This is a genomic window from Acidovorax sp. NB1 (assembly GCF_005405905.1).
Lineage (GTDB): Bacteria > Pseudomonadota > Gammaproteobacteria > Burkholderiales > Burkholderiaceae_C > Acidovorax.
The window spans coordinates 182,007-208,216 of the sequence record NZ_BJHU01000009.1; the positions used below are offsets into that span (position 1 = coordinate 182,007).

Here is a 26,210-nt window from a genome sequence, read left to right on the forward strand (position 1 = left end):
GGCGGCGAAGCATGGCAAGGGGCCTAAGGTGCACGTCTATCTCTGCCCGCGAAAACTTCGCCATTGCACGTGGGTGAACCAGGCGCACACACCACCGAGCCCCGCGTAGAAGGCAAACAGGCTCCAATCCACCGCTGGAAAGTGCGAGACATCGCTGATCACCGCAGACGCGCTGATCGCGCACAGAAGGCCGGAGAGCAGCGCCAAGATCAAGGCAATGGACCGTTCCACGCCGGACTTGACCTGCTCCATGGTGTGTTGAGTTTGTTGCCAGGCGTCTGCCGCATCTTTGAGTGGGCCATCGGCCTGCGCAGCCAGTGCCTGCGCGATGTTGTGCTTTTCCACCAAGGCCGCAAAGTCGCCTTGTCGGGGGCGTGCCGCACATCTGCGCCACCAAAAGCCCCCAAAAACCAAGGCAATGGCCAGAAGAATGAGACCTGCGTACAGCAATTGGTCTTGCCATGGGACCGTGGATGCATGAAGCAGGTAGTGAAGCATGGGCTGTCGGTTGGTGCGATCTGAGGGCGGGCATTGGTTGCCTCTAGCGAATTGACCGCGGCAGTTCAGTCACGCGTGGCGCGGCGTTGCACGGCGGCAATGTAGGCGTTGCCATCCGGCGGTCTGCCGGAGCGCTGGCTCTCCCACAGCATCTCGCCCAGGCAGTCCATGGCGGCGTGGTGTGCGTCGTGCAGCGAGTCGAGGCGTGCTGTCAGCAACTCGACCGCCTGGCGGATGCCACGGGGCTGGTCGATGCTGCACTGTTCGCTGATCGACAGGTGCATCGACAGGTGCAAAAACGGATTGGTCTGGTCCGGTGTTTCGTCGTAGTTGCGCGCCACGGCGGCGTCGGCATCCGACAGGTCGGCGTGGTATTCGGGGTGCTCGGCGATCCACAGGCTGGCCAAAGTTTCGATGGCTTCCATGGGGGCGCCGCTCTGGGTCTTGGCGTGCACGCCGCACAGAAAGCGGCGCACATCGGCTTGGGAGGGGCTGAACATGGAGCGTGAGGGTAGCACGCAGGGCAAGGGCCTGGCACGCGCAGGGGCTGTGAGGGCAGGGCGGTGCGGTGCGGTGCGGTGCGGGTCGCGCCCGCGCGCTACAGGGCGCCGGGGCGGCGTCCTACGCGGGCGGCGGGTTCCCGCACCTACATTGGGCTGGCGCAAAGGCAGGGAGCCGGGTCCCCTTTGTTGCAGTCCTCAAAACCCGGCATGTTGGGAGAACTGTCATGAAGGCAATGCGAATTGTGGGTGTGCTGCTGCTGGTGCTGGGCTTGGCCGGATTTTTGACCGGTGGCTTCAGCTTTACCAAGGACACCACCCAGGCCAAGCTGGGGCCACTAGAGCTCACCGTGAAGGAAAAAGAGTCCGTCAACATTCCGCAGTGGATGAGCCTGGGCGCGATGGTGCTGGGTGGCGTGGTGCTGGTGCTGGGCTTTCGCAAGAACTGAGGTCGCCCACCGTTCACCCGTCGCGGCGAGCTGCTGGGGTTGAGGCTCCGGCCCTTGCCCTATCCACGTAAGACGAGCGCTGGAGCTTCAGTTTCAGGCGTTTCAGGCGCTCGTCGCGATGGGTGACCCCCAACTCCCTTTGGGGATCTTCCGCTCACCCAAAGGCGCCTATCCCCTCGGCGCCCCCATCATGCGCGAGATGGTCCGTGCCGCGCTCAGCAGTGCGGGCAGCAGGCTCTCCTGCATCATGGCCGCACTCGTGCGATTGGCCTGACCGCTGATGTTGAGCGCCGCCACCGTCTGCCCTGTGCGGTTGGTCAGCGGCGCAGCAATCGAAATCAATCCCTCTTCCAGCTCCTGGTTCACCAGACACCAGCCTTGTTGCCGTGCCTGACGGATGTGCGCCAGCAGCGCCTCCATATCCGTGGTGGTGTTCGCCGTAAAGCGCTGCATGGGGTGGCCCTCCAGTCGGGCCTGCAGTTCGTCGTCCGGCAGCCCGGCCAGCAGCATGCGGCCCATGGAGGTCCAGCACGCGGGCAGGCGCGAGCCCACGCCCAGCGTGGTGCGCATGATCTTGTGCGTGGGCACGCGCAGCACATAGACGATGTCCAGGCCGTCGAGCACGGCGGCCGATGACGACTCGCGCACCTCTTCCACGAGGTCTTCCATCACCGGCTCGGCCAGGTTCCAGATGGGCAGCGAGGACAGGTATGCAAACCCCAGGTCCAGGATGCGCGGGCTCAGGCGAAACAGCTTGCCGTCCGTCTCCACATAGCCCAGCGTCTGCAGCGTGAGCAGGATCCGGCGCGCGCCTGCGCGGGTTAGGCCCGTCTGCGCGGCGACTTCACTCAAGGTTTGCTGCGGTGTGGCCGCGCTGAACGAGCGGATCACCTCCAGCCCGCGCGCGAACGACTGCACATAGCTGTCGCTCGGTTTGGGGTCTTTGGCTTCAGGGGTTTGGGAATTCATACGTATGCCAACTATAATTCTTTAAGCGAACATTTGTTCTTTATGCGAACAAATTTCAGAGAGACAACACAAGCAAACCTAGAAAGCGTTGCAATGATCAACAAACTGGCGGACTCGGTGGCCCAGGCCCTTGCGGGGGTGAAGGATGGTGCCACGGTGTTGATAGGAGGCTTCGGCACGGCCGGGATTCCGGGCGAGCTGATCGACGGCCTCATCGCCCAGGGTGCGCGGGACCTCACCGTGGTCAACAACAACGCTGGCAATGCCGACCAGGGCCTGGCCGCGCTGCTCAAGGCCGGGCAGGTGCGCAAGATCATCTGCAGCTTTCCGCGCCAGGTCGATAGTTATGTGTTCGATGAGCTGTACCGCAGTGGCAAGCTCGAACTCGAACTCGTGCCCCAGGGCAATCTGGCCGAGCGCCTGCGCGCTGCGGGCGCGGGCATCGGCGCCTTCTTCTGCCCTACGGCGCATGGCACGGAGCTGGCCGCCGGTAAGGAGACGCGTGAGATCAATGGCAAACACTACGTGCTTGAATACCCCATCCACGGTGACGTGGCCCTGATCAAGGCCGAGAAGGGCGACCGCTGGGGCAACCTCACCTACCGCATGTCGGCGCGCAACTTTGGCCCGGTGATGGCCACTGCTGCCAAGACCACGATTGCCACCGTGCACGAAGTGGTGGAGCTGGGCACGCTGGACCCCGAGGCCATCGTCACCCCCGGCATCTACGTGAGCCATGTGGTAAGGATCGCGCGCACCGCTACCCAGGCGGGTGGGTTCAAGAAATCAGCATGAAATTGGCACCTACCGCCTGAGGAGTAAGCGTGAGTAGCTATCAAAAGCGTAGTAAAGACGAGTTGGCCCAGCGTGTGGCGCAAGACATCCACGACGGCGCCTACGTCAACCTGGGCATCGGCCAGCCGACCTTGGTCGCCAACCACATCCCCGAGGGTCGCGAGGTCATCCTGCAAAGCGAAAACGGCATTCTGGGCATGGGCCCGGCGCCCGCTGCGGGACTGGAGGATTACGACCTCATCAACGCGGGCAAGCAGCCCGTGACGTTGCTGCCCGGCGGCGCGTACTTCCACCACGCCGACAGCTTCGCGATGATGCGCGGCGGCCACCTGGACATTTGCGTGCTGGGCGCGTTCCAGGTGTCGGCCACGGGCGACCTGGCCAACTGGAGCACGGGTGAGCCCGGCGCCATCCCCGCCGTGGGCGGGGCGATGGACCTGGCCATTGGCGCCAAGCAAACCTGGGTGATGATGGACCTGCTGACCAAGCAGGGCGCGAGCAAGATCGTCACGCAATGCAGCTACCCGCTCACCGGTGTCGCGTGCGTGAAGCGTATCTACACCGATCTGTGCACACTGGCCTGCACGCCCACCGGGCTGCAGCTCATCGACACCGTGCCCGGCCTGTCGCTGGCGGAGCTGGAGCAACTGGTGGGCCTGCCCATCCGGGCCCCGCAGACCACGGCGGCCTGACCGAACCTATCCAACCCACCCGAGAACCGAGGAGACAAAAACCATGACGACCCGCCAAGCCTTCATCTGCGACGCGATCCGCACCCCCTTCGGCCGCTACGGCGGCGCCTTGTCCAGCGTGCGCACCGACGACCTGGGCGCCATCCCCATCAAGGCGCTGATGGACCGCAACCCCGGTGTGGACTGGGCGGCCGTGACCGACGTGCTCTACGGCTGCGCCAACCAGGCCGGTGAAGACAACCGCAACGTGGCCCACATGGCCAGTCTGCTCGCAGGCCTGCCCATCGACGTGCCCGGCGCCACGATCAATCGCCTGTGCGGCTCGGGACTCGACGCCGTGGGCACCGCAGCGCGCGCCATCAAGGCGGGCGAGGCGGGCCTGATGATCGCGGGCGGCGTGGAAAGCATGAGCCGCGCGCCCTTCGTCATGCCCAAGGCCGACAGCGCCTTCAGCCGCAACAACGCGGTGTACGACACCACCATCGGCTGGCGCTTCATCAACAAGCTGATGAAAGAAAAGTACGGCGTGGACTCCATGCCCGAAACCGCCGAGAACGTGGCGACCGACTTCAAGATCGAGCGCGAAGCCCAGGACCAGATGGCCCTGCGCAGCCAGCTCAACGCGGTGGCTGCCATCAAGGCTGGCCACCTGGCGCGAGAGATCGTGCCGGTGCACATCCCGCAAAAGAAGGGCGACGCCATCATCGTGAGCCAGGACGAACACCCGCGCGAGACCAGCCTGGAAGCGCTGGCCAAGCTCAAGGGCGTGGTGCGGCCCGATGGCACGGTGACGGCGGGCAACGCATCGGGTGTGAACGACGGCGCCTGCGCGCTGCTGCTGGCTGATGAAGCCAACGCCGCCAAATACGGCCTCAAGCCCCGCGCCCGCGTGGTGGGCATGGCCGTGGCCGGTGTGGCGCCGCGCATCATGGGCTTTGGCCCCACGCCCGCGACGCTGAAGGTGCTGGCGCAGACGGGCCTGACCATCGACCACATGGATGTGATCGAGTTGAACGAAGCCTTTGCCGCGCAAGGCCTGGCCGTGTTGCGCGCCCTGGGTATCAAGGATGACGACGCGCGGGTGAACGCCTGGGGCGGCGCCATTGCACTGGGCCACCCGCTGGGCGCCAGCGGCGCGCGCCTGGTCACCACCGCCGTCAACCGCCTGCATGAACACGCGGGCCAGTACGCGCTGTGCACCATGTGCATCGGCGTGGGCCAGGGCATCGCCATCATCCTGGAGCGCGTGTGACCGTGATCGAGCGCAACCCCACGCCGGTCACTGTCATCACCGGTGCCAGCAACGGCATCGGCCGCGCGATTGCCGAAGCCGTGCTGGCCCAGGGCCACGCCGTGGTCAACCTGGACTACATGCTGCCCACCTGGAGCCACCCGCAACTCACCTCGTACCAGGGCGACCTGACCAATGAGGCATCGACCCGCGAACGCGCGGCCGAGATTGCTGCCAAGCACAACGTCACGGCGCTGGTGAACAACGCGGGCGCCACGCGCCCCGGCACCATCGACACCGCCACCACCGCGCAGCTCGACGACGTGGTGGGCCTGCACCTGCGGGCGCCCATGCTGCTGGTGCAGGCCTTTCTGCCCACGCTGCGTGCCAGCGGCCAGGGCCGCATCGTCAACATGTCCTCGCGTGCCGCTCTGGGCAAAGGTGAGCGCATCGTGTATTCGGCCACCAAGGCTGGAATGATCGGCATGACGCGCACGCTGGCGATGGAGCTGGGGCGTGACGGCATCACGGTCAACGCCATCGGCCCCGGGCCCATCGCCACCGAACTTTTCCGCCAGAGCAACCCCGACGGAGCGCCGCAGACGCAGCGCATCCTCAGCAGCATCGCCGTGGGCCGCATGGGCACGCCCGACGACGTAGCGCGCGCGGCGCTGTTTTTTCTCTCGCCCGACAACGGTTTCGTGACCGGGCAGGTGTTGTACGTGTGCGGCGGCACCACGCTGGGAGTGGCGCCTGTTTAGCCACCTGAACTGATCTTCCCTGCCGCCCTGCAAGGGGCGCACCTCTGTTCTCGCCCGGAGGCCTCGGCGCCCGGTTGAGGCCACGGCGCGGCCGGATGTCGCGTCCGTGAGACCCCTTTCATCCACCTTCTTGAAGGAGACAAACCATGACCCGTTCCATCCACACCACCCGCCGCTTCGCGCTGTCGGCCGCTGCCTGCGCGGGCATTGCCGCTATCGCAGGTGCTGGCCTGCTGGGCAGCAGCGCTGCAATGGCCCAGGCCTACCCGAGCAAGCCCGTCACCATCGTCGTGCCCTTTGCGGCCGGCGGCACCACCGACATCCTGGCCCGCATCATTGGCCAGGGGCTGACCACCGAGCTGGGCCAGTCGGTCATCGTGGACAACCGCGCGGGCGCGGGCGGCAACATCGGCGGCGCTATGGCGGCCAAGGCTCCGGCAGACGGCTACACCCTGTTCATGGGCACGGTGGGCACCCATGCCATCAACGCCAGCCTGTACAAGAAGATGCCGTTTGACCCCATCAAGGACTTCGCGCCGCTCACGCGCGTGGCCAATGTGCCCAACCTGCTGGTGGCCAACCCCGCCCAGCCCTACAAGACGGTGAAGGAACTGATCGCCTACGCCAAGGCCAACCCCGGCAAGGTCAACTTTGGCTCGTCGGGCAACGGCAGCTCCATCCACCTGTCGGGCGAGCTGTTCAAGAGCCTCGCCAAGGTGGACATGGTGCACGTGCCCTATAAGGGCAGTGCCCCGGCCGTGACCGACCTGCTGGGCAACCAGATCGGCATCATGTTCGACAACATGCCCTCGGCCATCCAGCATGTGCGCAGCGGCAAGCTGGTGCCCATTGCCGTGACCACCGCCAAGCGCTCGCCCGAGCTGCCCAACGTGCCCACCATCGCAGAAGCCGGCGTGCCCGGCTATGAAGCCACGTCGTGGTTTGGCATGTTTGCACCCGCGGGCACGCCTGCGCCGGTGCTGGCCAAACTCAACAGCGCACTGGTCAAGGTGCTGAACCAGGCCGACGTGAAGAAGAAGATCAACGAACAGGGCGCTGAAACCTACAGCGAAACGCCCGAGCAGTTTGCCGCCTTCATCCAGGCCGAGTCGGTCAAGTGGGGCAAGGTTGTGAAGGAATCTGGGGCGAGCCTGGACTAAGCGCTACTGAGACTTTTGCAGCTACCAATTTGATAGCTGCTACCGCATGTACTACAGGCGGTAGCAGCTATTTTTGTTTTATATCAGGCAGCCGGGCTCACTGCACCCGGTACACACGCCCCGTCTGCGCACCTTCCACGCTGCGCTGGTAGGCCAGCGCCACGCGCGCAGCGGGCACTGGCTCGAACCCCGGGAAGAACGGCCCGTAGCTGCCCATGGACTCGGTCAGCACCGTGGGGCTGATGGCGTTGATGCGCAGGCTGCGCGGCAGCTCGATGGCTGCGGCGGCCACAAAACCTTCGATGGCCGCGTTCACCGCCGTGGCGCTGGCGCCGTTGCGTATGGGCTCGATGGAAAGCACGCCGCTGATCAGCGTGATGGAGCCGCCATCGTTCAAGTATTTCTGGCCCACCAGCGCCAGTTGCACCTGGCCCAGCAGCTTGTCTTGCAGGCCGATGTTGAACTGCTCGGCCGTCATCTCTGCCAGCGGGCCAAAGTGCAGATTGCCCGCCGTGCTCACGATGGCATCCACCTTGCCCACCGCCTCGAACAGTTGGGCGACCGAGCCCGGCTGCGAAAAGTCCGCGTGGTGCATGCCGCTGCTGCGGCCCACGGTGATCACGTCGTGGCGTGCGCCCAGGTTGGCCAGTACGGCCTGGCCGATGGTGCCGCTGGCGCCGATGAGAAGAATCTTGGACATGGTGTTTTCCTTGGGTGTCAAAAGGGGTTGATGAGGAACTGACAGCCTGATTCTTTTGCTAATCAATCAATGCATAAAGTGTCTGCAAGTTATGCTTGAATTAACTATTGATTAGTAATTGAGGGGGTTGCCATGGACAAGCTGCGCAACATGGAAGTCATGGTGGCGGTGGTGGAGGCGGGCAGCTTTGCCGCCGCTGCGCGCCAGCTGCAGATCTCTGCCGTGATGGTGGGCAAACACATCCAGCAGCTGGAAGCCCACCTGGGCGCCCGCCTGTTCCAGCGCAGCACCCGCCAGAACAGCCTGACCGAGGTGGGCGCCGCGTTCTACGAAGACAGCAAACGCGTGCTGGAGCAGGTGCGCTGGGCCGAATCGGCCGTGGAGCGCAGCCGCGCCGTGCCCCAGGGCCTGCTGCGGGTCAGCGCGCCCTTCACGCTGGGCAACCACGTGATCGCGCCGCTGGTGGCTGACTTTCTGCAGCGGCATGACCAGGTGCGTGTGGACCTGCAGCTGACCGACAGCGTGGTGGACCTGGCAGGCGAGGGCTTTGACGTGGCCGTGCGCATTGGCCAGGTGGTGAACGAGGGCCTGGTGGCGCGCCCGCTGCGCCCCTACCGCATGGTGATTGCCGCAGCACCCGAGTACCTGCAGCGCCACGGCACGCCCAGGCGCGCGGCCGACCTGGCGCGCCACCAGTGCCTGAGCCACTCGGTGTGGCAGCGCCGGGTGGAATGGACGCTGCGCGACGGCAAGGAGGAGTTCTTCTGGCCTGAGAACGCGCGCTTTGTGTGCAACCAGGGCGATGGCCTGCGCCAGGCGGCGCTGCGCGGCCTGGGCCTCATCATGCAGCCCGAAGTGCTATTGGCCGACGACCTGGCTAGCGGCACGCTGATGCCGGTGATGCAGCACTGCCTGCCCGTGCCGCGCCCGGTGCATCTGGTGTATGCGCCCGACCGGCGGCAACTGCCCAAGCTGGCGCGGTTTGTGGAGCATGTGGTGGGCGCGCTGGGGGAGTAGGCTCGACCGCATGCGCGTGTCGGGTGCTGGGCGCCGGACGCTTTCAGTGAGAAGCCACGTACCATCCCAGTGCAATAGTGAGAGCCACAAGGATGGTCACAAGCCAACCCCACAGGACTCTATGCCGCGCGCAGCGATGGCAAAAGTCGACTACCTCGGCCGGGCTCGTCTCCGACATCCGGAGGCGAACGGTCTTCGAACCCCCGCGCAGCGACGCGCCACATTGGTAGCACCTGTACGATGCGTTCCACTTCTCGCTCCTGTAGCGGCGCCACATTGAGGCCGCGACAAAGACGCAAGCTGCGGCTATCAGAAGCGCGATCGTGATGTTGTCCATCTCCCAATGATTGCAAGCCAGGAAGGCTATTCCACCGCAGCTGGCGGCACCGCAGGCCCGATCTTGAACACCCCGCTCACCCGCGCACAGGGCACGCCATCGGCGGTGACCAGGCCCTGCGCAAACACCAGCGAGCGCGTGACGCGCAGCGGCTCGGCCTCACCTTGCACCCAGGCGCCCAGTGGGGCGGGGGCCAGGTAGTCGATCTGCAGGCTGATGGTGGGCAAGAAGCGGTTTGCCACCTCGCTGCTTTTGCGGTGCACCGACAGCGGCAGCAGCATGTCGCAAAAGCTGGCCATCATGCCGCCGTGCAGGTTGTTCATGGGGTTCACATGGCGCTGCTCCACGCGAAAGCCGAACTGCACCGTGCTGCCTTCATGCCGCAGGTAAAGCGGGCCGTTGTGCTGGATGAAGGGGCCGCCAGACTGCAGCGGCGCAAAACCTGCGGGGATCTCGGCGTGGCCGCTCATGCGCGGGCCTCCTTCTCCACGTCCTGCGAAAAATCTGCGCCCTGCAGGCTGCTGTGGGTGGCGCCGTCCTCGGGCAGCCAGCCGCGGTACACCGTGCGGAAGTCCGCCACGATCTGCGCCAGCGGCATGTCGTCAAACGCGCCGCGCTGGTGCACGTATTCCATGTGGCGTGCGCCCGACTTGTCGAACGGGTGGTAGATGGAATCGTTCTCGCCGTCGAACTCCAGCGGCAGCAGCCCGAAGCGTTCGCACAGCTCGATGTTGAACGTGGGTGTGGCCTTGCGCCAGGCGCCATCCAGCCAGATGTCGGTGTAGCCGTGCCAGATGAAGAGGTCGGTCTTCATGGTCTCGCGCATGCGCTCGGTGCTGAGGTGGTTGCGCACGTCGGCAAAGCCCATGCGCGCCGGGAGGCCTGCCGCACGGCACACAGCGGTGAGCAGCGCGGCCTTGGGCACGCACCAGCCGTAGCCGTTGGCCAGCACGGTGCTGGCCGTCATGCCCTGGGGCGAGAGGTCGATGCGGTAGGGGTCGTAGCGAAAGCCGTCGCGCACGGCGAGGTACAGGGCGACGGCGCGTTCGCGGTCGGTGGTGCCGCGTGCGTGTTGGGCTGCAAAGGCCTGGACGGCGGGGGTGTCGCTGTCGATGAGGGCCGTGGCGCGCAGGTGGGAGGGCGTAGGGGGGCTGGTCATGGGCGGGTGTCTCCTGCAGTCTGTCGGGAATCAGTGTGTGGCTTCTGTGCGCGGGATGCTGTCACGGGTGCGCCAGCTTCTGCCGTGGAATGCGCATGACCCTGTCACACCCGCCAGGCGGGCAGCTCCCAGTTGCGCCACAGCGCCAGCCCGCGCAGCCCGGCCGTGAGCAGCACGCAGACCACCAGCGGCGCCCAGTCGGGCGCTTGCAGATGGCGCAGGGCCACGTCGGCCCAGCCGCCCGCAAACGCGCACAGGGCGTAGGGGCGGTGGTCGCTGAAGGCCTGGGGCACCTCGTTGCACAGCACGTCGCGCAGCACGCCGCCGAACACGCCGGTGGTCACGCCCATCATCACGCTGATGATGGGGGGCATGCCGATGGCGGTGGCGATGTCCACACCCACGGCGGCAAACAGGCCCAGGCCGATGGCGTCGGGCAGCAGCATGGCGCGTTCGGTGGGTTTGAAGTGGCGCTGGCGCATGAACAGCATGGCCCCCACACACAGCGCCAGGATGCCCCAGACAAAACCCGTGTGGCGCACCCAGAAGAAGGGCCGCTGGTCCAGCAGCAGGTCGCGCAGCGTGCCGCCGCCGAACGCTGCCACAAAAGCCACCACACACACGCCCACCACGTCCAGCCGCTTGCGCGCGGCGGCGATCACGCCCGACAGCGCAAACGCCACGGTGGCAGCCACCTCCAGAAGAAAGCGCAGGGTGTGCACCCAGGGGGCGTCGAGCAACTGGTCCATGGGCGCGATTGTGCCGTGGGACGGCGGCGCCGCCGTGCGCAGCGTTATGAATGTGAATGCTATAAAAAATATAGCTATAAGGGTATGGTGGTCAGGCGCAAAGGCCGTTTTTGACTCCAATACCAGGTCTGCGGGCGCCGAGGGTGCACCTCACGCCGCCCGCCGCCTTACCCCTGCAGCAGCAGCCAGCCCAGCGCCACCACACAACCCGTGCCACCCAGCACCCCCAGGCGCTGTGCCCAGCGCAGCGCCGCCTCGGGCCACAGGTTCATGGCCAGCACCAGCAGCCAGCCCAGGGCCATCCAGGCGGCGAAGATCAGGGCTACCCCCGCAGTGGGCCCGGCGGCAGCGACCGCTGCCATGCCCTGCAGCACCAGCGTGCCCAGTGCGATGGCCCAGGCCCGGGTGCGGCCCGGGGTGCCGTCGCCCCAGGCGCGGGTGGGCACGGCCCGCGCCCAGTGGCTCAGGCCGATCAGCGATGCCAGCGCGGCACTGGCGCCGATGAGTTCCTCGGTCATGCGGCCTCCGAAGGGTGGTGGCTGCGGGGCTGCGCCGGTTGCCGCCGCAGGGCACGCAACAGGTGCTGCCGCCGCAGCAGCGGTGCGCCTGCAGCGGCCATGCACAGCACCGCTGCGGTGGCCCACTGCCACAGGCCCGCCTTGGCCGCCAGGCCGCCAAAGGCCAGCGCGGTCAGCAGCCACAGCGTGGCCGAGGCGCGGGGTGTCCAGTGGCGCAGAGTGGCGGCAGGCAGGGCCACCAGCAAGGCGAGCAGCAGGCCCAGCATGCCCGACGAGCGTGCGGGCTCGGTCGCCACGATGTGCGCCAGGCGGAACGACTCCACCGCCAGCACGCCACACAGCCAGAACGGCCAATGCACGGGCGCCACCCAGCGGCTCCAGCCACGCGGGTGCTGACGCTGGCGCGCTGTGGCTGTGGCGGCATGCGTGGCGGCGCCCGCTGGGGCCGCTGCAGCCGTCGGGTGACGCACCACCTTGCGCCGGGGTGCCTGTACCCGCTGGGGGCCGATGAAAGCCGCAATGCCTGCGCAGGCCAGGCCCACGGCAACCAGGCTGGCGCACATGGCCGGTGCCTGCGCGCTGCCCAGCACCAGCCCGGTGATGCCCGCCACGGCCAGCAGCGCACCCGCGCCACCCAGTGCGACGCGCCACAGCGCGAGGGTGCGCAGCGCCCACGCGGCCAGGGCCGACATCAGCAGCCACACGCCGATCAGCGCCCACACCGCCCACACGGGCCGCTGCGACAGCGTGGGCAGGCCCGAAGGCCCCCAAAAATGCACGAAAACGGCCACGATGAGTGCGGCGGGCGTGGTGGCGTGCAGGGCCAGAAAGAAACGTTGCATGGTGGGCGCAGCCGTGAAAAATCGTAGGGCCTGGCGGTCAGCCCGCAGCTGCCATGCCATCTGCCGAAGCCTGTTGCGCCGCTTCGGCCTCGCGCCTGCGCTGCTGGCGCGCATCCAGCCAGATCAGCGTGCCCGAGATCGACAAAAACGCGGGCGTCATGCCCAGAAAGAAATACAGCCACTTGAGCGCCAGCCCGCCAAAGTCGCCAAAGTGCAGCGGCTCCATGAGCCCGTTGACCAGCGACCAGAAGCCTGCCGTGCGCGGGTCGTGCACCTTTTTCGGCACGCCGGTGGCAGCGAGGATGTCCACCCGCGCGGTGCTGGCCAGGTGGCCCTGCAGGTTGCCGGTGAAGCCCGCCTCGGCCGTGCTGGTGCCCCAGCGGCGCAGCGACACATAACGCGCCTCCAGCCCCGGCACGGCCTGCTGCGCGGTGGCGTAGAGCGCGTCCAGCGACTGCATCGGGGCGGGCTCGCTGCCCTCGGCCTTGCGCGCGGGTTTGGGGGCTGCCGCTTCGGTGCTGGTGGTGGTCACGTACTTGAAGCCCTGTTCAAACAGCGGCGCCAGCCCCATCCAGGCGCCCGTGGCCGCGATCAGGATGTGAAAACCCAGCCCCCAGATGCCCGCAGACTTGTGCAGGTCCGACATCACCACGCGAAAGCTGCGGCCCCAGCGCTGGGTGAACAGCTCGGCCAGGATCTTGCGATGGATGACGATGCCCGTGGCAATCAGTACCAGCATCGCCGCGCCGAGGAATCCTACGATCCAGCGTGGCCCGAAGAACAGAAACACATGCAGCATGCGCAGGTACTGGCCAAGCTGGCTGTCCACCGGGCCCACCACCGCGCCCGTGTCAGAGCGCAAGGCCACCTTGGTGCGCGTGTTGGCCGGGGCTCCGCGCTCGCGCACAAAAGCGAAGTAGCTCGGGTTGACCGCATCGGGCAGCGCAATGGTTTCCACCGTCGCGCCGGGGTAGTGGGTGTGCAGCTGCGCCAGCACTGCGTCGAGCGGGGCGGGCTTCTCCGCGCGCGGCAGCTGGGCCAGCGACGGGTTGGCCCACAGATCGATCTCGTTCTTGAACACCACCACCGCGCCCGAAAAGCACACGATGAACATCAACAGCCCCGTGACGATGCCCGCCCAGGAGTGCAGGGTGAACAGGCGGTTGAGTGTGCGCTGGCTGGTCATGGTGTGCGGGCATCAGGGGGGGCTGTGCGTCAGAAGAAGTACGTCACGCCCAGGCTGAAGTTGCGCGGCAGCGAGGGCGACACCACGTTGGCGTTGATCGCGCCGTCGTAATACGCCTTGTCGAAAACGTTCTTCACCCCCGCCGTGATGCGGTAGTTCTCACCCACGTAGCTGATGGACGCATCGGCCACAAAGTACGACGGCAGCGTGAACGGGTAGGAGCCGATCTGCTCGCTCACATAGCGCCCGCCCACGCCCAGGGTCACGCGCGGGTACTGCGGCAGCTTGTAGGTGGCCCAGGCCGTGAGCGTGTGGCGCGGCGTGAGGTTCAGCGGCAGGCCCACGATGGCGGCGTTGTTGTCGCGCGTGACCTTGGTCTGTGTGTAGGTGTAGGCGCTGGTCAGCTTCCAGCCGTTCTTCAGGTCCGCGCCCAGCTCCAGCTCCAGCCCGCGTGCGCGCTGCTCGCCGGTCTGCACGCTGAAGCCCGTGTTCACCGGGTCGGCCGTGGTCACGTTCTCGCGCACCAGATCGAAGACCGCAAGCGCGCCAGTGATCTGGCCGTTGGGGGACTCGTACTTCACACCCGCCTCCCACTGCTTGCCGGTTTCGGGCACGAAGTTCGATCCCGCAAAGGTCAGGCCCGACTGGGGCAGGAACGATTCGCCATAGCTGCCATACGCGGCCCAGCCGGGCTTGAACTCGTACACCAGCCCCGCCGACAGCGTGGTGGCGCTGTCCTTCTGGCGCGTCTGGGTTTTGGCCACGCGGTTGTTGGTGTCGTTGGTGGACCAGTCGCGGCGCAGGCCCACCAGCGCCGTCCAGCCCTGGCCGAACTTGATCTGGTCCTGCGCATACAGCCCGGCCACGGTGAGCTTGGAAGGCGCGTCGCTGGTCAGCGCCTCGGGGCAGGTGGCCTGCATGCCATACACGGGGGCGAACAGGTCCAGCGCGCCAATGCGGCAGGTGCGGCTGGCCAGCAGGCTGGTGCCGCTGCGCACATCCAGGCCCGTGACCAACTGGTGCTTCACGCCCAGCGCTTCAAAGCGCGACAGCAGCGAGGTGTCGGTGGCCAGCAGGTCGTAGTCCATGTACTGGCGCGAGGCCTGGCGGTTCTGCAGCCGCTGGTTGGCCTGCAGTGCCTGGTTGGAGACGAAATTGCCCGTGCCCTTTTCGGTCTCGTAGCGCACGTTCTGGCGGAAGGTCAGGGCGTCGGACATCTTGTGCTCCAGCGCATAGCCCACCGTGGTGCTCTCCACGTCGTACACGCCAAAACTCGGGTCGCCCGTGAACATGGTGCGGGACAGCGTGCCGTTGCGGTTGGGCAGCAGCGTGCCGTAGGGCGTGATGCCCTGCTGGCGCATCCACTCGCTCTGGCTGTAGGTGGCAAACAGCACCAGGTCGGTCTGCGCGCCCAGGTCGATGGAGAGCGACGGCGCAAACCAGCGGTCCTTGCGGTAGACGAACTGTGTGGGGTCGTCCACGTCAGAGACATGCGCATTGATGCGCAGCGCCGTCTTGCCCGATTCGGACAGCGGCCGATTGATGTCGGCCTGCAGCGTGCGCTGGCCAAAGCTGCCCACCTCCACGCCCACTTCGCTGAGCGCCTCTTTCTTGGGCCGCTTGCTCACCGCATTGACGATGCCACCCGGCTGCACCTGGCCGTAGAGCACCGAGGCCGAGCCCTTGAGCACTTCAAAGCGCTCGTAGCCATAGGGCTGCAGCTTGGCCCACATGCCCGGGCTTTGCACCAGGCCATCGACCAGGATGGATTCGGTGGAGCGAAAGCCCCGGATGTTGAGGTCGTCAAACCCCCGGCGGCCAAAGTTGACCGGACTCACGCCCGCCACCGTCTGCAGCGCCTGCTGCACGTTGGTGATCTGCCGCGACTCCATCTGCTCGCGCGTGACCACGCTGACCGACTGTGGCGTCTCCAGCCGCCGCATGGGCGCCTTGCTGGCGGTCTGCGCCTCGGCGGGCGCAAAGCCCATGTCTTTTTCAGTGCTGGCGTTGATGCGGACTTCCTGCAGCTGGGGGGCGGCCGTTGCCGGGTCTGCTGCCGGTGTGCTGGGCTGCTGTGCGATAGCAGCTTGGGCGAGGCACAGGGCCAGTGGGGTCAGGGTAAAGAAGCGGGTCGCGCGGACAGACGGCAAGCGCGGGGGCTGAGAAGGCATGGGGATCCCGATGAAGGTGAGCGGACAACAAACGCTGGGGGCGCTGGCTCACGTGACAGGGGACGTTGGCTGGCGGGAGGTGGTGGATTGTAATGCGAATGGTTATCGTTTGAAATTTTGCATTAAAGGGGCTGGAGCGCGAGGAGCCACAGTGCCTTGATGAAGGGAGTTGGGATAACCGCAATCCCGTGCGACGCAAAAACGGAGACTTTGTTGGCTATCCCTGGATAACGCGAAGCGTATCGTTGAAACGAGGTTGCAACCCACGTAGCGGCGCTCGGCCCCGCTGGGAGCCCAAACTGAACTCGGAGGCTAGACTTCTGCCTTCGGCCAGGAGCCGTCATCTACCGCAGCGGGCGAGTATCGAGCATGCTTGACACAGACGCAGAGGGGAACGAGTGAACGAATACATACTTTTGATGCATCAGGACGCTCCCGATACGGAAGCCGCCGACGACTCGAAATGCTGGGCGCAGTACATTGCAAAGCTACGCAGCACCGGCCAATTCGATGGGGGTAGCTCAATAGGACGTGGAGAGCGCCTCAGGAAGAATCAACCGGATCAACCGACCGGCAATGATCTCGGTGGCTTCATCCGAGTGCGTGCAGCCAACCTCGAAAGCGCAAAACAGTTTTTAGCAGGCAATCCAGTGTACGAAGCTGGCGGCACGGTGGAGATCCGGGAGCTGCCCCACTCCTAGTGGTACCGGTGCCGCAATACGGGGCCGCTGTGGGCCCATGGCGGAAGTTGCGGTATGCCCCAGAAGCGAGTCTTGCGGTGCTTGGCGTCTAGGTCATTGACCTAACGATTGGGCGTGGTGCACTGGATGTCAGCAGGCCAGCACCGATGCGTCAGTGTGTGTGCAGCGAAAAGAAATCGCGCCAGATAGGTGGCGCGAAAGCGGTTTGCGCGCCACTTTGTTCGGCTGGTTACCCCCTGCAGATGCGCTTTCTGGAGCCTCGCACCGCACGAGGCCTATTTGCTATCAAAAAAATAGCTATAAAGACATAATGGTCGAGCGAGGAAGACTATTTTTTATCTAATTTCTGGATAGAAGTAGCCTCTTCCCCATCCTCGGCCCCCTCCGCCCCGCCGTACCCCGGGTACGCCCCTTCCGCTGCGTGCAGCGCCGCACTCTCCTGCCGCTCTTTCGCCATCTGTTCGGCCAGCTGGTTGCGCCCCTCGCGGGCCACAGCGATGAATTTGGCGCGGTCCTTGTGGTGGGGGTACATGCGGTCGGCCAGGGCGATGTTGTGGGTGCGAAAGCGTTGGGTGATCGCGGTGGCTTGCGCGGCGGGCAGGCCCATCAGCTCCAGCACGGTGTGCGCGCTTTGGAGGCTGGCCTCGAACAGCTCGCGCTGCACCAGGGTCACGCCCAGGTCGCGCAGCTTGTTCCAGTGGGTGATGTCGCGGGCGCGGGCCACCACCTGCAGCTGGGGGAAGTGCTCGCGCGCGAGCTTGGCGATCTGGAGGGACTGTTCGGCATCGTCCACGGCAATGACGAGGATGCGGGCGTGTTCAGCCCCGGCGATGCGCAGCAGGTCGAGGCGTGTGGCGTCGCCGTAGAACACGCGGTAGCCAAAGGTGCGGGCCACTTCCAGCATGTCCACGCTGTGGTCCAGCACCGTGGTGGGGATGCCCTGGGCCAGCAGCACGCGCGAGACGATCTGCCCGTAGCGGCCGAAGCCCGCGATGATGATGGGCGCCTCTTGCGGCTCGGAGATTTCTTCGGCCTGGGGCGTGGCGGTTTTGAGCTTGGCATAGCGGCGTAGCAGCACGCGGTCCATCACCACGAGCAGCAATGGGCTGATCAGCATCGACAGCGCCACGGCACCGATCAGCAGCGATGCGGTCTCTGCCGGGAACACGTTGGCACCCGCTGCGGCCTGGAACACCACAAACGCAAATTCGCCGCCTTGGGCCAGCAGCAGGGTGAAGACGGGGCGCTCCTGGTAGGGGATCTCGACCACCTTGGCCAGGGTGTAGATGACGACGGCCTTGGCCGCCAGAAAGCCGACCAGGATGGCGGCCATGAGCCCGGGCGAGCGCAGGATCACGCCGAAGTCGATGCTCATGCCCACGGCGATGAAGAACAGCCCGAGCAGCAGGCCTTTGAAGGGCTCGATGTCGGCCTCCAGCTCGCGGCGGTATTCGCTGTCGGCCAGCAGCACGCCCGCAAGGAAGGCGCCCAGGGCCATCGACAGGCCCACCAGCACCATCAGGTAGGCGATGCCCACCACCAGCAACAGTGCGGCAGCGGTGAAGATTTCGGGGGTGTTGCTCTTGGCGATCCAGCGCAGCACGGGGCGCAGCAGCAGGCGCCCGCCGAGGATGATGCCGGCGATCACGCCGACGATCTTGAGGGCCTCCAGCACCAGGTCGCCAGGGGTGTGGCTGGCATCGGCTGCCCCGGCAGCGCCCAGCAGCGGCAGCATGGCCAGGATGGGGATGGCTGCCACGTCCTGGAACAGCAGGATGGAGAAGCCCGCCTGGCCGCTCTGGGTGCGCATGAGGTTGCGCTCGGCCAGCACCTGCAGCGCAATCGCCGTGGACGACAGCGCCAGGCCCAAAGCGCCCACCAGGCTCACGCGCCAGGGCAGGCCCGCCAGCGCGCCCAGCGCAAACAGCGCCGCCGCGCAGCCCAGCACCTGGGCCGTGCCGGTGCCGAAGATGGGGCGGCGCAGCGCCCACAGGCGGCTGGGTTGCAGCTCCAGCCCCACAAGGAAGAGCATGAGCACCACGCCGAACTCGGCAAAGTGCAGGATGTCCTGCACGTTGCTGACCAGCCCCAGGCCCCAGGGCCCGATGGCGATGCCTGCCGCCAGGTAGCCAATGATGGCGCCCAGGCCCAGCGCCTTGGCAATGGGCACGGCCAGCACGGCGGCGGTGAGGTAGAGAAAACCGTAAGTGAGCCAGGTGGGTGCGTGTTCCATGGAGGGCGGAGTGGCGTGAGGGCCGTGGCGGTGGGGCGGGCGCCGCAGGGTGCGGGCGGGCGTGGGATGTCAGGATTTTGGCATTGCTGCAGCGCTGCGGAAGGGTGCCTGCGCCATGCCGCATGGGTGCTTCAAATTTGATAGCTCATGCGGCAATGGGGTTGCGCGGTAGAAGCCTTTTTTATATAGAAAACCATGGCCGCCCCGTGGAGGCGTTGTTAAGATGCGTGCCCTTCTTCGCACTCGGGCTTGGTGACTCATGGACTTGCAGACTTGGCTGGCTTTTTTTGCGGCATCGTGCCTGATTGCGGTGTCGCCGGGCTCGGGGGCCGTGCTGTCGATGAGCCATGGCCTGTCGTTCGGCGTGCGCAAGACGGGCGCCACGATTTTGGGCCTGCAGCTGGGCCTGTTGCTGATTCTGCTGATCGCCGGGGCGGGCGTAGGCTCGCTGCTGCTGGCGTCCGAGCTGGCGTTCAGCGTCGTCAAGGTGCTGGGCGCGTGCTACCTGATCTATGTGGGCTTCAACCAGTGGCGCGCGGGCGATGCGCCCATTGTGCAGGGCGATGAGCACGAGGCTGCGGGCACCTGGCAAAAGCGCTGCCTCACCGGTTTTCTGACCAACGCCACCAACCCCAAGGGCATCATCTTCATGGTGGCCGTGTTGCCCCAGTTCATGACCGACACACGCCCGTTGTGGACGCAGCTGCTGGTGATGGCCGCCACCACCGTCACGGTGGACGTGGTGGTGATGCACGGCTACGCTTTTGGTGCCAGCGCACTGCGCCGCCTGATGCGCAGCGCCCGGGCGGTGCGGGCGCAGAACCGCGTGTTTGGCGGTCTGCTGATGGCGGTGGGGGCGGGGCTGTTCTTCGTCAAGCGCGGTGGCCAGCACGCCTGAGGGCGTCTAGCTGGTGCGCGGGTGGCGCCTGCGTGCTCTTGATTTGATAGCTTAAAGCGCTTGTCCATCATGCGCAGAGGGCTGATTTGGCTTGTATTTTTTCATGGACCTGCAGATTCCAAGGAGCTTGTCATGCCAGTAGTTGTTGTCGCCAACCCGAAGGGCGGAGTGGGCAAGTCCACGTTGTCCACCAACATCGCGGGCTACTTTGCGAGCCAGGGGCACCCCGTAATCCTGGGCGACACCGACCGGCAGGAATCCGCCCGGCTCTGGCTGGGCCTGCGCCCTCCGGCCGCACGCGCGCTTGGCGGCTGGGACACCAGCTCAGACGTGATCAGCCGCCCGCCCAAGGGCACGACGCACGCGGTGCTCGACACGCCCGCCGGGCTGCACGGCTGGCGCCTGAATGACGTGCTCAAGCTGGCTGACAAGATCATCGTGCCGCTGCAGCCCAGCGTGTTCGACATCTTTGCCACGCGCAGCTTTCTGGACCAGCTGGCGGAACACCGCCGCGCCGAGGGGGTGCAGATCGGCATCGTCGGCATGCGGGTGGATGCGCGCACCAAGGCGGCCGAGCAGTTGCACCACTTTGTGGACAGCCTGGGGTTTCCCGTGCTGGGCTACCTGCGCGACACGCAGAACTATGTGCACCTGGCGGCGCATGGCCTCACGCTGTTTGACGTGGCGCCGGGCCGCGTGGCACGCGACCTGGAGCAGTGGCAGGGCATTTGCACCTGGCTCAATTCTTGAAGGACAGCGTGACGCACAACGTACAACAAGCCCTCCGGGAAAACACCTGTCACCCGGCAGACAAGGCGCGCCTGGGTGCAGGGCTACATTGCAACGATGAAAATCTTCCGCTCTTATTCCGAAGTCAGCGCCTGCGTGGGCCAAGAGGTCGCCGTGACCGACTGGATCACCATCACGCAGGAACAGGTCAACCTGTTCGCCCAGGCGACGGGCGACCACCAGTGGATCCATGTGGACCCCGAGCGTGCCAAGGCTGGCCCGTTTGGCGCACCCATTGCGCACGGCTTTCTCACGCTGTCGCTGATCCCGCAGTTTTTCGAGTCGGGCCTGACCATCGAGGGCGCGCGCATGGGCGTGAACTATGGTCTGAACAAGGTGCGCTTTACGTCCCCCGTACCAGTGGGCAGCCGCTTGCGTGCGCGCCTGACGCTGCAGGCCGCCGAGCCGATCGCACCCGATGGCATGCAGATGACCTGGCTGGTGACGGTGGAGCGCGAGGGCGGCGACAAGCCGGTGTGCGTGGCCGAATCGCTGGCACGCAATTTCGGCGCCCCGGCGTAGAGGGACAACCCCCTGAGCGGCTGCGCCGCTTCCCCCTTCTCTCGAATGGCTGCGCCATTCGGGAAGGGGGACACCGCCAGTGCACGCAAGTGAAGCGCCGCTACGCAGCGTGGGCGGCCCTTGCGCGGCGGTCGCTGGCCTGGATCGCGCGTGTTACACGGACTGCGCTCTCGTTAGGCGCTCGTGTTTTTAGGCAGGATGTTTGAACCATGGACCGCCTGCAAGCCATGAAAATTTTCGAGCGCGTGGTGGAAGAGGGCGGCTTTGCCGCCGCCGCCCGCGCCATGGACATGTCGCCCCCCGTGGTCACCCGCATGGTGGCCGAGCTGGAGCAGCACCTGGGCACGCGCCTGCTGCAGCGCACGACGCGCAAGCTCTCGCTCACCGACGCGGGCGAGGCTTATCTGCAGCGGGTGCGCGCCATCCTGCACGAGATCGACGACGCCGAGGCCGCCGCTGCCGCCAGCACGCGCGACCTGCGCGGCACCATTCGCATCGTGGCTGCGCCCGTGCTGGCCACCAATTTCCTCGCGCCCATGGTGGCGCTGTGGCATGCGCACTACCCCAAGCTGATGCTCGACATCAGCATGGACGCCTATGCCTCCAGCCGTGTGGATGAGTTCGACGTGACCATCATGGTGGTGGGCGAAGACTTTGACGCCAACATCGTGGCGCGCCCGCTGGTGCAGGGCGAGGCCATCGTGGTGGCGTCGCCCGACTACCTGAAGCGCCGGGGTGTTCCGCGCGAGCCGCAGGATCTTGCGCAACACGACTTCCTGCGCGACTCCAGCGCGCCGGTGCGCGCGCAGATGGGGCCGGGCCGCAAGCTGCGCCTGCAGTCGCTGCGGCCCGATGTGCCCGATGAGGAGGTGGAAACACCTGCGGTGCTGCAGTCCATGAGCACCGAGCTGCTCATGCGCGCTGCCGTGGATGGCGCGGGGGTGACCGTCACCTCGCGCCTGCTGGCCGAGGACCACCTGGCGCGGGGCGAGCTGGTGCACATCCTGCCGGACTGGATTTTTTCGCGCTACACGATCTATGCGGCGCTGCCCTCGGGCCGCATGCTGCCAGCGCGCACACGGGTGTTTCTGGATTTCCTGACCGAGCAGGTGCCGCTGGCGATGGCGGAGAAGCGGGGATAGCCCCTTTCAGCTGAGCTGCGCAAAGCCGCTGATGATGGTGCCCTCGGGCTCCACAGTGATCTGGCCGTCGGGCATCGCAAAGCTGTTTTGGCGCCAGGCCTCGAACACCGTCACCGCCACCGCGTTCGACAGGTTGAGGCTGCGCTGACCCGCCACCATGGGCAGGCGCAGGCGCTGGGCGGGCGGGAAACTCTCACGCAACTCGGCGGGCAGCCCCCGGGTCTCGGCGCCAAACACCAGCCAGTCCCCCGGCAGGAAGCAGGTGGAAAACACCGGCTGCGAGCCGTGTGTGGTCATGGCAAACATGCGCGTGGCGTCGGGCTGTGCGTCCCGCAAAAAAGCGGTCCAGCCGCTGTGGCGCAGTACCCGCGTGTACTCGTGGTAGTCCAGCCCCGCGCGGCGCATCAACCGGTCCTCCATCGAGAACCCCAGCGGCTCGATCAGGTGCAGCGTGCAACCCGTGTTGGCCGCCAGGCGGATGATGTTGCCTGTGTTGGGTGGGATTTCGGGTTCGACGAGGACGATGTAGAACATGCCCGCTATTGTCTTCGCCCCGGATGTGAGTTGAGCAACCGCTCGTAATCAAAAGTATCCCGCCTGGCGGGCGCTGGGGTGAACGTGAGGGTGGGCGTTGCGGCGGACGTTGGCACTGGGGCGGCAGCCTGTCACTCCAGTGCAGTGCGGGCCAGCACCACCACGGTCACCTGCGCCACACCGGCTTCGCGCAGGGCCAGCGTGGCGGCCTGCGCGGTGGCGCCCGTGGTCATCACATCGTCCAGCAGCACCACCCGCTGCCCGCGCAGGGCTGCGGCGCGGGTGGGCTCCACCGCAAACGCGCCCCGCAGGTTGCGTAGCCGCTGGGCGCGGGGCAGGCTGCTCTGGGCTTCGCTGGCATGCAGGCGCAGCAGGCTGCGTGCGTCGGCCTTGGGGCCCACCAGGTGGCGGGCCAGCAAGGCCGACTGGTTGAAGCCGCGCTCGCGCAGGCGTTCGTCCGACAGCGGCACGGGCAGCACCCGGTCGGCGGCCTCCAGGGTGGGCTCCACCCAGGGCGTGCTGCGCAGCAGGGTGGCCAGCGCGCCCGCCCAGCCCGGGTCTGCGCGGAACTTGAAGTCTGCCAGCGCGGTGGCCCAGGGATAGGCGTAGTCCACGGCGGCCAGGCAGGCATCAAACGCGGGCGGGTGCTGCAGGCAGGCTCCGCACACTGCCACGCCCGCAGGCACCCGCAGTGCGCAGCGCTGGCAGCGGTTGGCGGGTTGGGCAAACCGGGCCACGCAGGCATTGCAGATGCGCTGCGATGGCCAGGCATGGCACGCCGCGCACTGGCTGGGCACACGGCCCAGCAGGCCCGCCAGTCCCCGCAGGTGGCGTGAAAACCCTGGCAATCCTTCAAAAAGCATGAATCAATATACTCGCGCGTCCCTGTGAACTGCCATGTCCTCCGAGCGCCCCCCCACCATTGATCCCGTTGCCGCTGCCCGCTGGCAGGCTGCTGCACCCGCCCTGTCCCCGTGGCTCCATGAAGAAGTTGCCCGCCGCATGGAGGACCGTTTGCAGTGGATTCGCCAGGCTCCGGCGTCCTGGTGCCATTGGGATGCCTTGCGTGGCGGGCTGCAGGCCCATGCGCTGGTGAGTGCCCGCTATCCCGAGGCGCGTTGCCAGGTGTACGAATCGGCTGCGCACTGCGAACCTGTGGCGCGCCAGGCGCTGGCCAAGCCCTGGTGGAGCCTCGCCCGCTGGGGCGCCACCAGCCCCCAGTGGGGCCTGCCCACCGACGCCAGCGTGCAGATGCTCTGGGCCAACATGGCGCTGCACACCGCCGCAGACCCCGAGGCCCTGATTGCGCAATGGCACCGCGCCCTGGCGGTAGACGGTTACTTGATGTTCTCGTGCCTGGGGCCCGACACGCTGCGGGAGCTGCACGGGGTCTATGCAGCCCTGGGCTGGCCCCCGGCGGGCCACGCTTTCACCGACATGCACGATTGGGGCGACATGCTGGTGCACGCCGGTTTTGCCGAGCCGGTGATGGACATGGAGCGCATCACGCTCACCTTCGCCACCCCCGAACGGTTGGTTCGGGAGCTGCGCGAGCTGGGGTGCAACCTGCACCCTGATCGCTTTCCCTCATTGCGCGGAAAGCGCTGGCGCGAGAAGCTCTATGCGGCGCTGGCTGAGCGACTGGCCGATCCGCAGCAGGGAGGCCAGCTGGCACTGACTTTTGAAATCATTTATGGCCACGCTTTCAAGCCCGCGCCACGGGTGCGCATGGACTCCAGCAGCACGGTTTCGCTGCAGGATATGCGTTTGATGTTGCGCAAGGGCGGCAAAGAAAACTAACCTGTAACTCCGTGTCAATGACTTGGAACAAGGCACGCTACAATTCAGGGTTATTGAGATTTCGGGCATCTTCCCGCGCAAATTTGCGGGCTGCGCCTGTGGTGCCTGAGGCGCCACACCGGGTGCGCCAGCAGTCTTGTGGGCACGACCTGTGACGGGCTTGGTTTTTCGTTTTGCCACGGTCTCGGGCCAGCGCATTGACTGGCGTTTGGCCCGAAATTGTTCGGTCACGCCGGCACAGTTGGGATGGATGTATCTGTCCTTGTGCCTGGTGTCGCTGGGGATTGCAACGTGCTTCTGGATGCTCGGCGCTTACCTGGTGATGCCCTTTGCGTGGCTCGAAATCTTGGCTGTAGGAATTGCATTCGCCATGTACGGTCGCCATGCGGCGGATGGCGAGAGGATTTCACTGCAAGGCTCACGCCTTGTGGTGGAACGGGAGACGGCAGGCCGGCTGGAGCGCGCAGAGTTTGACCGGAGCCGGGTTCGTGTAGAACCCAAGACCGGAGATCGTTCGCTCATCATGCTGTCTGCGCAGGGTCGGTCCGTTGAAGTGGGGCGCTTCGTGCGCCCCGAACTTCGACCGGCCCTGGCATCGGAGATCCGCATGGCTTTGCGCGCCGCCTGACCCCACGCAGGCACGCGCAAGGGATTGGTTAAATTGAGGCTTAGAAGTAAGTGAGAACTATGAAGAGCATTTCCAACAAGCTGGCTTCTCTGCTGCTGATTGCCGGTGCATGGGTGGGCTCCGCAGCCCATGCCGTCCAGGACCTGCCTGGCGGTCCCGCAGTCAACCAGCTGAACCTGCATCCCCCGGTGACCAAAATTGCTGAAGAGCAGCATTTTCTGCACTGGATGATGCTGATCATCTGTACGGTGATCTTTGTTGCAGTGTTCTCCGTGATGTTCTATTCGATTTGGAAACACCGCCGCTCCAAGGGCGCCAAGTCGGCCAATTTCCATGAGTCCGTCACCGTCGAAGTGGTCTGGACCATCATCCCCTTCATCATCGTGATCCTGATGGCCCTGCCTGCCACCAAGGTTCTGGTGGCGCAGAAGGACACCACCAATGCCGACCTCACGATCAAGACCACGGGCTACCAGTGGAAGTGGGGCTACGACTACATCACCGGCGAGGGTGAAGGCCTGGCGTTTATCTCTACGCTGGACAGCAGCCACCGCGTGATGTCTGACAGTGGCAAGGTCGCCGACGCACCCGCCGACTACTTGCTCAAGGTGGACAACCCGATGGTCGTGCCTGTGGGCAAGAAGATCCGCATCATCACCACCGCCAATGACGTGATCCACGCCTTTATGGTGCCTGCCTTCGGTATCAAGCAGGATGCGATCCCCGGCTTTGTGCGCGACACCTGGTTCCGCGCCGAGAAGATCGGTGACTACTACGGCCAGTGCGCCGAGCTGTGCGGCAAGGAACACGCCTACATGCCCATCCACGTGAAGGTCGTGTCTGCAGAGGACTACACCGCCTGGGTCGCCGACCAGAAGAAGAAGGCTGCCGCCAAGCTGGACGACCCGACCAAGGTTTGGGCGCTGGACGACATCCTGAAGCGTGGCGAGAAGGTCTACGCCGCCAATTGCGCTGCCTGCCACCAAGCCAATGGCAAGGGCGCTGGCCCCATCAAGCCCCTGGACGCCTCGGCCGTGGTGCTGGACGCCGACCATGCCAAGCAGATCCAGATCCTGCTCAAGGGCGCAGCCAATGGCGCCATGCCCTCATGGGCGCAGCTGAGCGACACCGACATTGCCGCCGTGGTCACCTACACCAAGAACTCCTGGTCCAACAAGACCGGCCAGCTGGTGCAGCCTGCCGAAATTGTGGCCCAGCGTGGCAAGTAA

Annotated in this window: 29 protein-coding genes; 15 read left to right on the forward strand and 14 right to left on the reverse strand. The window is 66.0% G+C overall.

The genetic code is table 11. From position 1 onward, the window contains the following. Positions 1-36: 36 nt before the first annotated feature. Positions 37-345: a hypothetical protein gene (locus AvAM_RS04200; RefSeq protein ID WP_137745900.1), complete on the reverse strand. Its 309-nt coding sequence runs from the start codon at positions 343-345 to the stop codon at positions 37-39. A gap of 218 nt (positions 346-563) precedes the next feature. Beyond that, positions 564-998, reverse strand: coding sequence for a DUF1841 family protein (locus AvAM_RS04205; RefSeq protein WP_137745901.1), 435 nt, complete (start codon positions 996-998; stop codon positions 564-566). 227 nt (positions 999-1,225) lie between these two features. Between AvAM_RS04205 and AvAM_RS04210 the strand changes: the two genes are divergently transcribed. Continuing rightward, complete coding sequence (locus AvAM_RS04210) at positions 1,226-1,447, forward strand: hypothetical protein (RefSeq protein ID WP_015015527.1); 222 nt, start codon at positions 1,226-1,228, stop codon at positions 1,445-1,447. A gap of 168 nt (positions 1,448-1,615) precedes the next feature. Here AvAM_RS04210 and AvAM_RS04215 read toward each other — a convergent pair whose 3' ends face one another. Further along, the gene (locus AvAM_RS04215; protein ID WP_137745902.1) at positions 1,616-2,416 is read right to left on the reverse strand and encodes an IclR family transcriptional regulator C-terminal domain-containing protein; all 801 of its coding nucleotides are present in this window, start codon (positions 2,414-2,416) and stop codon (positions 1,616-1,618) included. Positions 2,417-2,509: 93 nt separating this feature from the next. Between AvAM_RS04215 and AvAM_RS04220 the strand changes: the two genes are divergently transcribed. The 5 genes from AvAM_RS04220 to AvAM_RS04240 all read left to right on the forward strand — a co-directional run bounded on the left by AvAM_RS04220 (position 2,510) and on the right by AvAM_RS04240 (position 7,055). Continuing rightward, entirely contained in the window at positions 2,510-3,211 is a 702-nt protein-coding gene (locus AvAM_RS04220; RefSeq protein ID WP_137745903.1) for a 3-oxoacid CoA-transferase subunit A, read from the forward strand. Positions 3,212-3,240: 29 nt separating this feature from the next. Then, entirely contained in the window at positions 3,241-3,903 is a 663-nt protein-coding gene (locus AvAM_RS04225; RefSeq protein WP_137745904.1) for a 3-oxoacid CoA-transferase subunit B, read from the forward strand. A gap of 43 nt (positions 3,904-3,946) precedes the next feature. Next, positions 3,947-5,155: a 3-oxoadipyl-CoA thiolase gene (pcaF, locus tag AvAM_RS04230; protein ID WP_137745905.1), complete on the forward strand. Its 1,209-nt coding sequence runs from the start codon at positions 3,947-3,949 to the stop codon at positions 5,153-5,155. Beyond that, the gene (locus AvAM_RS04235; protein WP_137745906.1) at positions 5,152-5,895 is read left to right on the forward strand and encodes an SDR family NAD(P)-dependent oxidoreductase; all 744 of its coding nucleotides are present in this window, start codon (positions 5,152-5,154) and stop codon (positions 5,893-5,895) included. The genes pcaF and AvAM_RS04235 overlap by 4 nt, the downstream gene beginning before the upstream one ends. A 146-nt stretch (positions 5,896-6,041) precedes the next feature. Then, positions 6,042-7,055 carry a tripartite tricarboxylate transporter substrate binding protein gene (locus AvAM_RS04240; protein ID WP_137745907.1) on the forward strand — a complete coding sequence of 338 codons (1,014 nt, stop codon included), beginning with the start codon at positions 6,042-6,044 and terminating at the stop codon, positions 7,053-7,055. A gap of 97 nt (positions 7,056-7,152) precedes the next feature. On the opposite strand, the gene AvAM_RS04245 is transcribed toward AvAM_RS04240, so the two are convergent. Continuing rightward, the gene (locus tag AvAM_RS04245) at positions 7,153-7,755 is read right to left on the reverse strand and encodes a short chain dehydrogenase (RefSeq protein WP_137745908.1); all 603 of its coding nucleotides are present in this window, start codon (positions 7,753-7,755) and stop codon (positions 7,153-7,155) included. A 132-nt stretch (positions 7,756-7,887) separates the two neighbouring features. Between AvAM_RS04245 and AvAM_RS04250 the strand changes: the two genes are divergently transcribed. After that, positions 7,888-8,772, forward strand: a complete 885-nt coding sequence (locus tag AvAM_RS04250) for a LysR family transcriptional regulator (protein ID WP_137745909.1) — start codon at positions 7,888-7,890, stop codon at positions 8,770-8,772. A gap of 363 nt (positions 8,773-9,135) precedes the next feature. Here the strand turns inward: AvAM_RS04250 and AvAM_RS04255 are convergent, their stop codons facing one another. The 7 genes from AvAM_RS04255 to AvAM_RS04285 form a co-directional block, all read right to left on the reverse strand. Continuing rightward, entirely contained in the window at positions 9,136-9,579 is a 444-nt protein-coding gene (locus AvAM_RS04255) for a PaaI family thioesterase (protein WP_137745910.1), read from the reverse strand. Continuing rightward, the gene (locus AvAM_RS04260) at positions 9,576-10,268 is read right to left on the reverse strand and encodes a transglutaminase family protein (RefSeq protein ID WP_137745911.1); all 693 of its coding nucleotides are present in this window, start codon (positions 10,266-10,268) and stop codon (positions 9,576-9,578) included. The genes AvAM_RS04255 and AvAM_RS04260 overlap by 4 nt, the downstream gene beginning before the upstream one ends. 104 nt (positions 10,269-10,372) lie before the next feature. Further along, positions 10,373-11,017, reverse strand: coding sequence for a trimeric intracellular cation channel family protein (locus AvAM_RS04265; RefSeq protein ID WP_137745912.1), 645 nt, complete (start codon positions 11,015-11,017; stop codon positions 10,373-10,375). A 167-nt stretch (positions 11,018-11,184) separates the two neighbouring features. Next, positions 11,185-11,535 carry a hypothetical protein gene (locus tag AvAM_RS04270; RefSeq protein ID WP_137745913.1) on the reverse strand — a complete coding sequence of 117 codons (351 nt, stop codon included), beginning with the start codon at positions 11,533-11,535 and terminating at the stop codon, positions 11,185-11,187. Next, complete coding sequence (locus AvAM_RS04275; protein ID WP_137745914.1) at positions 11,532-12,377, reverse strand: hypothetical protein; 846 nt, start codon at positions 12,375-12,377, stop codon at positions 11,532-11,534. The genes AvAM_RS04270 and AvAM_RS04275 overlap by 4 nt, the downstream gene beginning before the upstream one ends. 37 nt (positions 12,378-12,414) lie before the next feature. Continuing rightward, entirely contained in the window at positions 12,415-13,563 is a 1,149-nt protein-coding gene (locus AvAM_RS04280) for a PepSY domain-containing protein (protein ID WP_137745915.1), read from the reverse strand. Positions 13,564-13,592: 29 nt separating this feature from the next. Continuing rightward, positions 13,593-15,734 carry a TonB-dependent siderophore receptor gene (locus AvAM_RS04285; protein WP_137745916.1) on the reverse strand — a complete coding sequence of 714 codons (2,142 nt, stop codon included), beginning with the start codon at positions 15,732-15,734 and terminating at the stop codon, positions 13,593-13,595. Positions 15,735-16,132: 398 nt separating this feature from the next. Between AvAM_RS04285 and AvAM_RS04290 the strand changes: the two genes are divergently transcribed. Beyond that, the gene (locus AvAM_RS04290) at positions 16,133-16,435 is read left to right on the forward strand and encodes a YciI family protein (protein WP_137745917.1); all 303 of its coding nucleotides are present in this window, start codon (positions 16,133-16,135) and stop codon (positions 16,433-16,435) included. Positions 16,436-16,763: 328 nt separating this feature from the next. Here AvAM_RS04290 and kefC read toward each other — a convergent pair whose 3' ends face one another. After that, positions 16,764-18,668 carry a glutathione-regulated potassium-efflux system protein KefC gene (kefC, locus tag AvAM_RS04295; RefSeq protein WP_137745918.1) on the reverse strand — a complete coding sequence of 635 codons (1,905 nt, stop codon included), beginning with the start codon at positions 18,666-18,668 and terminating at the stop codon, positions 16,764-16,766. A gap of 259 nt (positions 18,669-18,927) precedes the next feature. Between kefC and AvAM_RS04300 the strand changes: the two genes are divergently transcribed. From AvAM_RS04300 to AvAM_RS04315, 4 genes are all read left to right on the forward strand, one after another. Beyond that, positions 18,928-19,566 carry a LysE family translocator gene (locus AvAM_RS04300; protein ID WP_137745919.1) on the forward strand — a complete coding sequence of 213 codons (639 nt, stop codon included), beginning with the start codon at positions 18,928-18,930 and terminating at the stop codon, positions 19,564-19,566. A 132-nt stretch (positions 19,567-19,698) separates the two neighbouring features. Beyond that, positions 19,699-20,316: a ParA family protein gene (locus AvAM_RS04305; protein ID WP_137745920.1), complete on the forward strand. Its 618-nt coding sequence runs from the start codon at positions 19,699-19,701 to the stop codon at positions 20,314-20,316. Positions 20,317-20,412: 96 nt separating this feature from the next. After that, the gene (locus tag AvAM_RS04310) at positions 20,413-20,877 is read left to right on the forward strand and encodes a MaoC family dehydratase (protein WP_137745921.1); all 465 of its coding nucleotides are present in this window, start codon (positions 20,413-20,415) and stop codon (positions 20,875-20,877) included. A 209-nt stretch (positions 20,878-21,086) separates the two neighbouring features. Beyond that, the gene (locus AvAM_RS04315) at positions 21,087-22,019 is read left to right on the forward strand and encodes a LysR family transcriptional regulator (RefSeq protein ID WP_137745922.1); all 933 of its coding nucleotides are present in this window, start codon (positions 21,087-21,089) and stop codon (positions 22,017-22,019) included. Positions 22,020-22,025: 6 nt separating this feature from the next. Here AvAM_RS04315 and AvAM_RS04320 read toward each other — a convergent pair whose 3' ends face one another. Both AvAM_RS04320 and AvAM_RS04325 read right to left on the reverse strand, forming a co-directional pair. After that, entirely contained in the window at positions 22,026-22,553 is a 528-nt protein-coding gene (locus AvAM_RS04320; protein ID WP_137745923.1) for a tRNA (cytidine(34)-2'-O)-methyltransferase, read from the reverse strand. A gap of 131 nt (positions 22,554-22,684) precedes the next feature. Beyond that, positions 22,685-23,416, reverse strand: coding sequence for a ComF family protein (locus AvAM_RS04325; protein ID WP_137745924.1), 732 nt, complete (start codon positions 23,414-23,416; stop codon positions 22,685-22,687). A 34-nt stretch (positions 23,417-23,450) separates the two neighbouring features. Here AvAM_RS04325 and AvAM_RS04330 point away from each other — a divergent pair, with 34 nt between their 5' ends. The 3 genes from AvAM_RS04330 (at position 23,451) to coxB (ending at position 26,210) form a co-directional block, all read left to right on the forward strand. Beyond that, on the forward strand, positions 23,451-24,353 hold the full coding sequence (locus AvAM_RS04330; protein WP_137745925.1) for a biotin synthase: 903 nt from the start codon (positions 23,451-23,453) through the stop codon (positions 24,351-24,353). A 151-nt stretch (positions 24,354-24,504) separates the two neighbouring features. Continuing rightward, positions 24,505-24,981 (forward strand): DUF2244 domain-containing protein, encoded by a 477-nt coding sequence (locus AvAM_RS04335; protein WP_137745926.1) that lies wholly within the window; start codon positions 24,505-24,507, stop codon positions 24,979-24,981. Positions 24,982-25,040: 59 nt separating this feature from the next. Then, the gene (gene coxB, locus AvAM_RS04340) at positions 25,041-26,210 is read left to right on the forward strand and encodes a cytochrome c oxidase subunit II (protein ID WP_137745927.1); all 1,170 of its coding nucleotides are present in this window, start codon (positions 25,041-25,043) and stop codon (positions 26,208-26,210) included.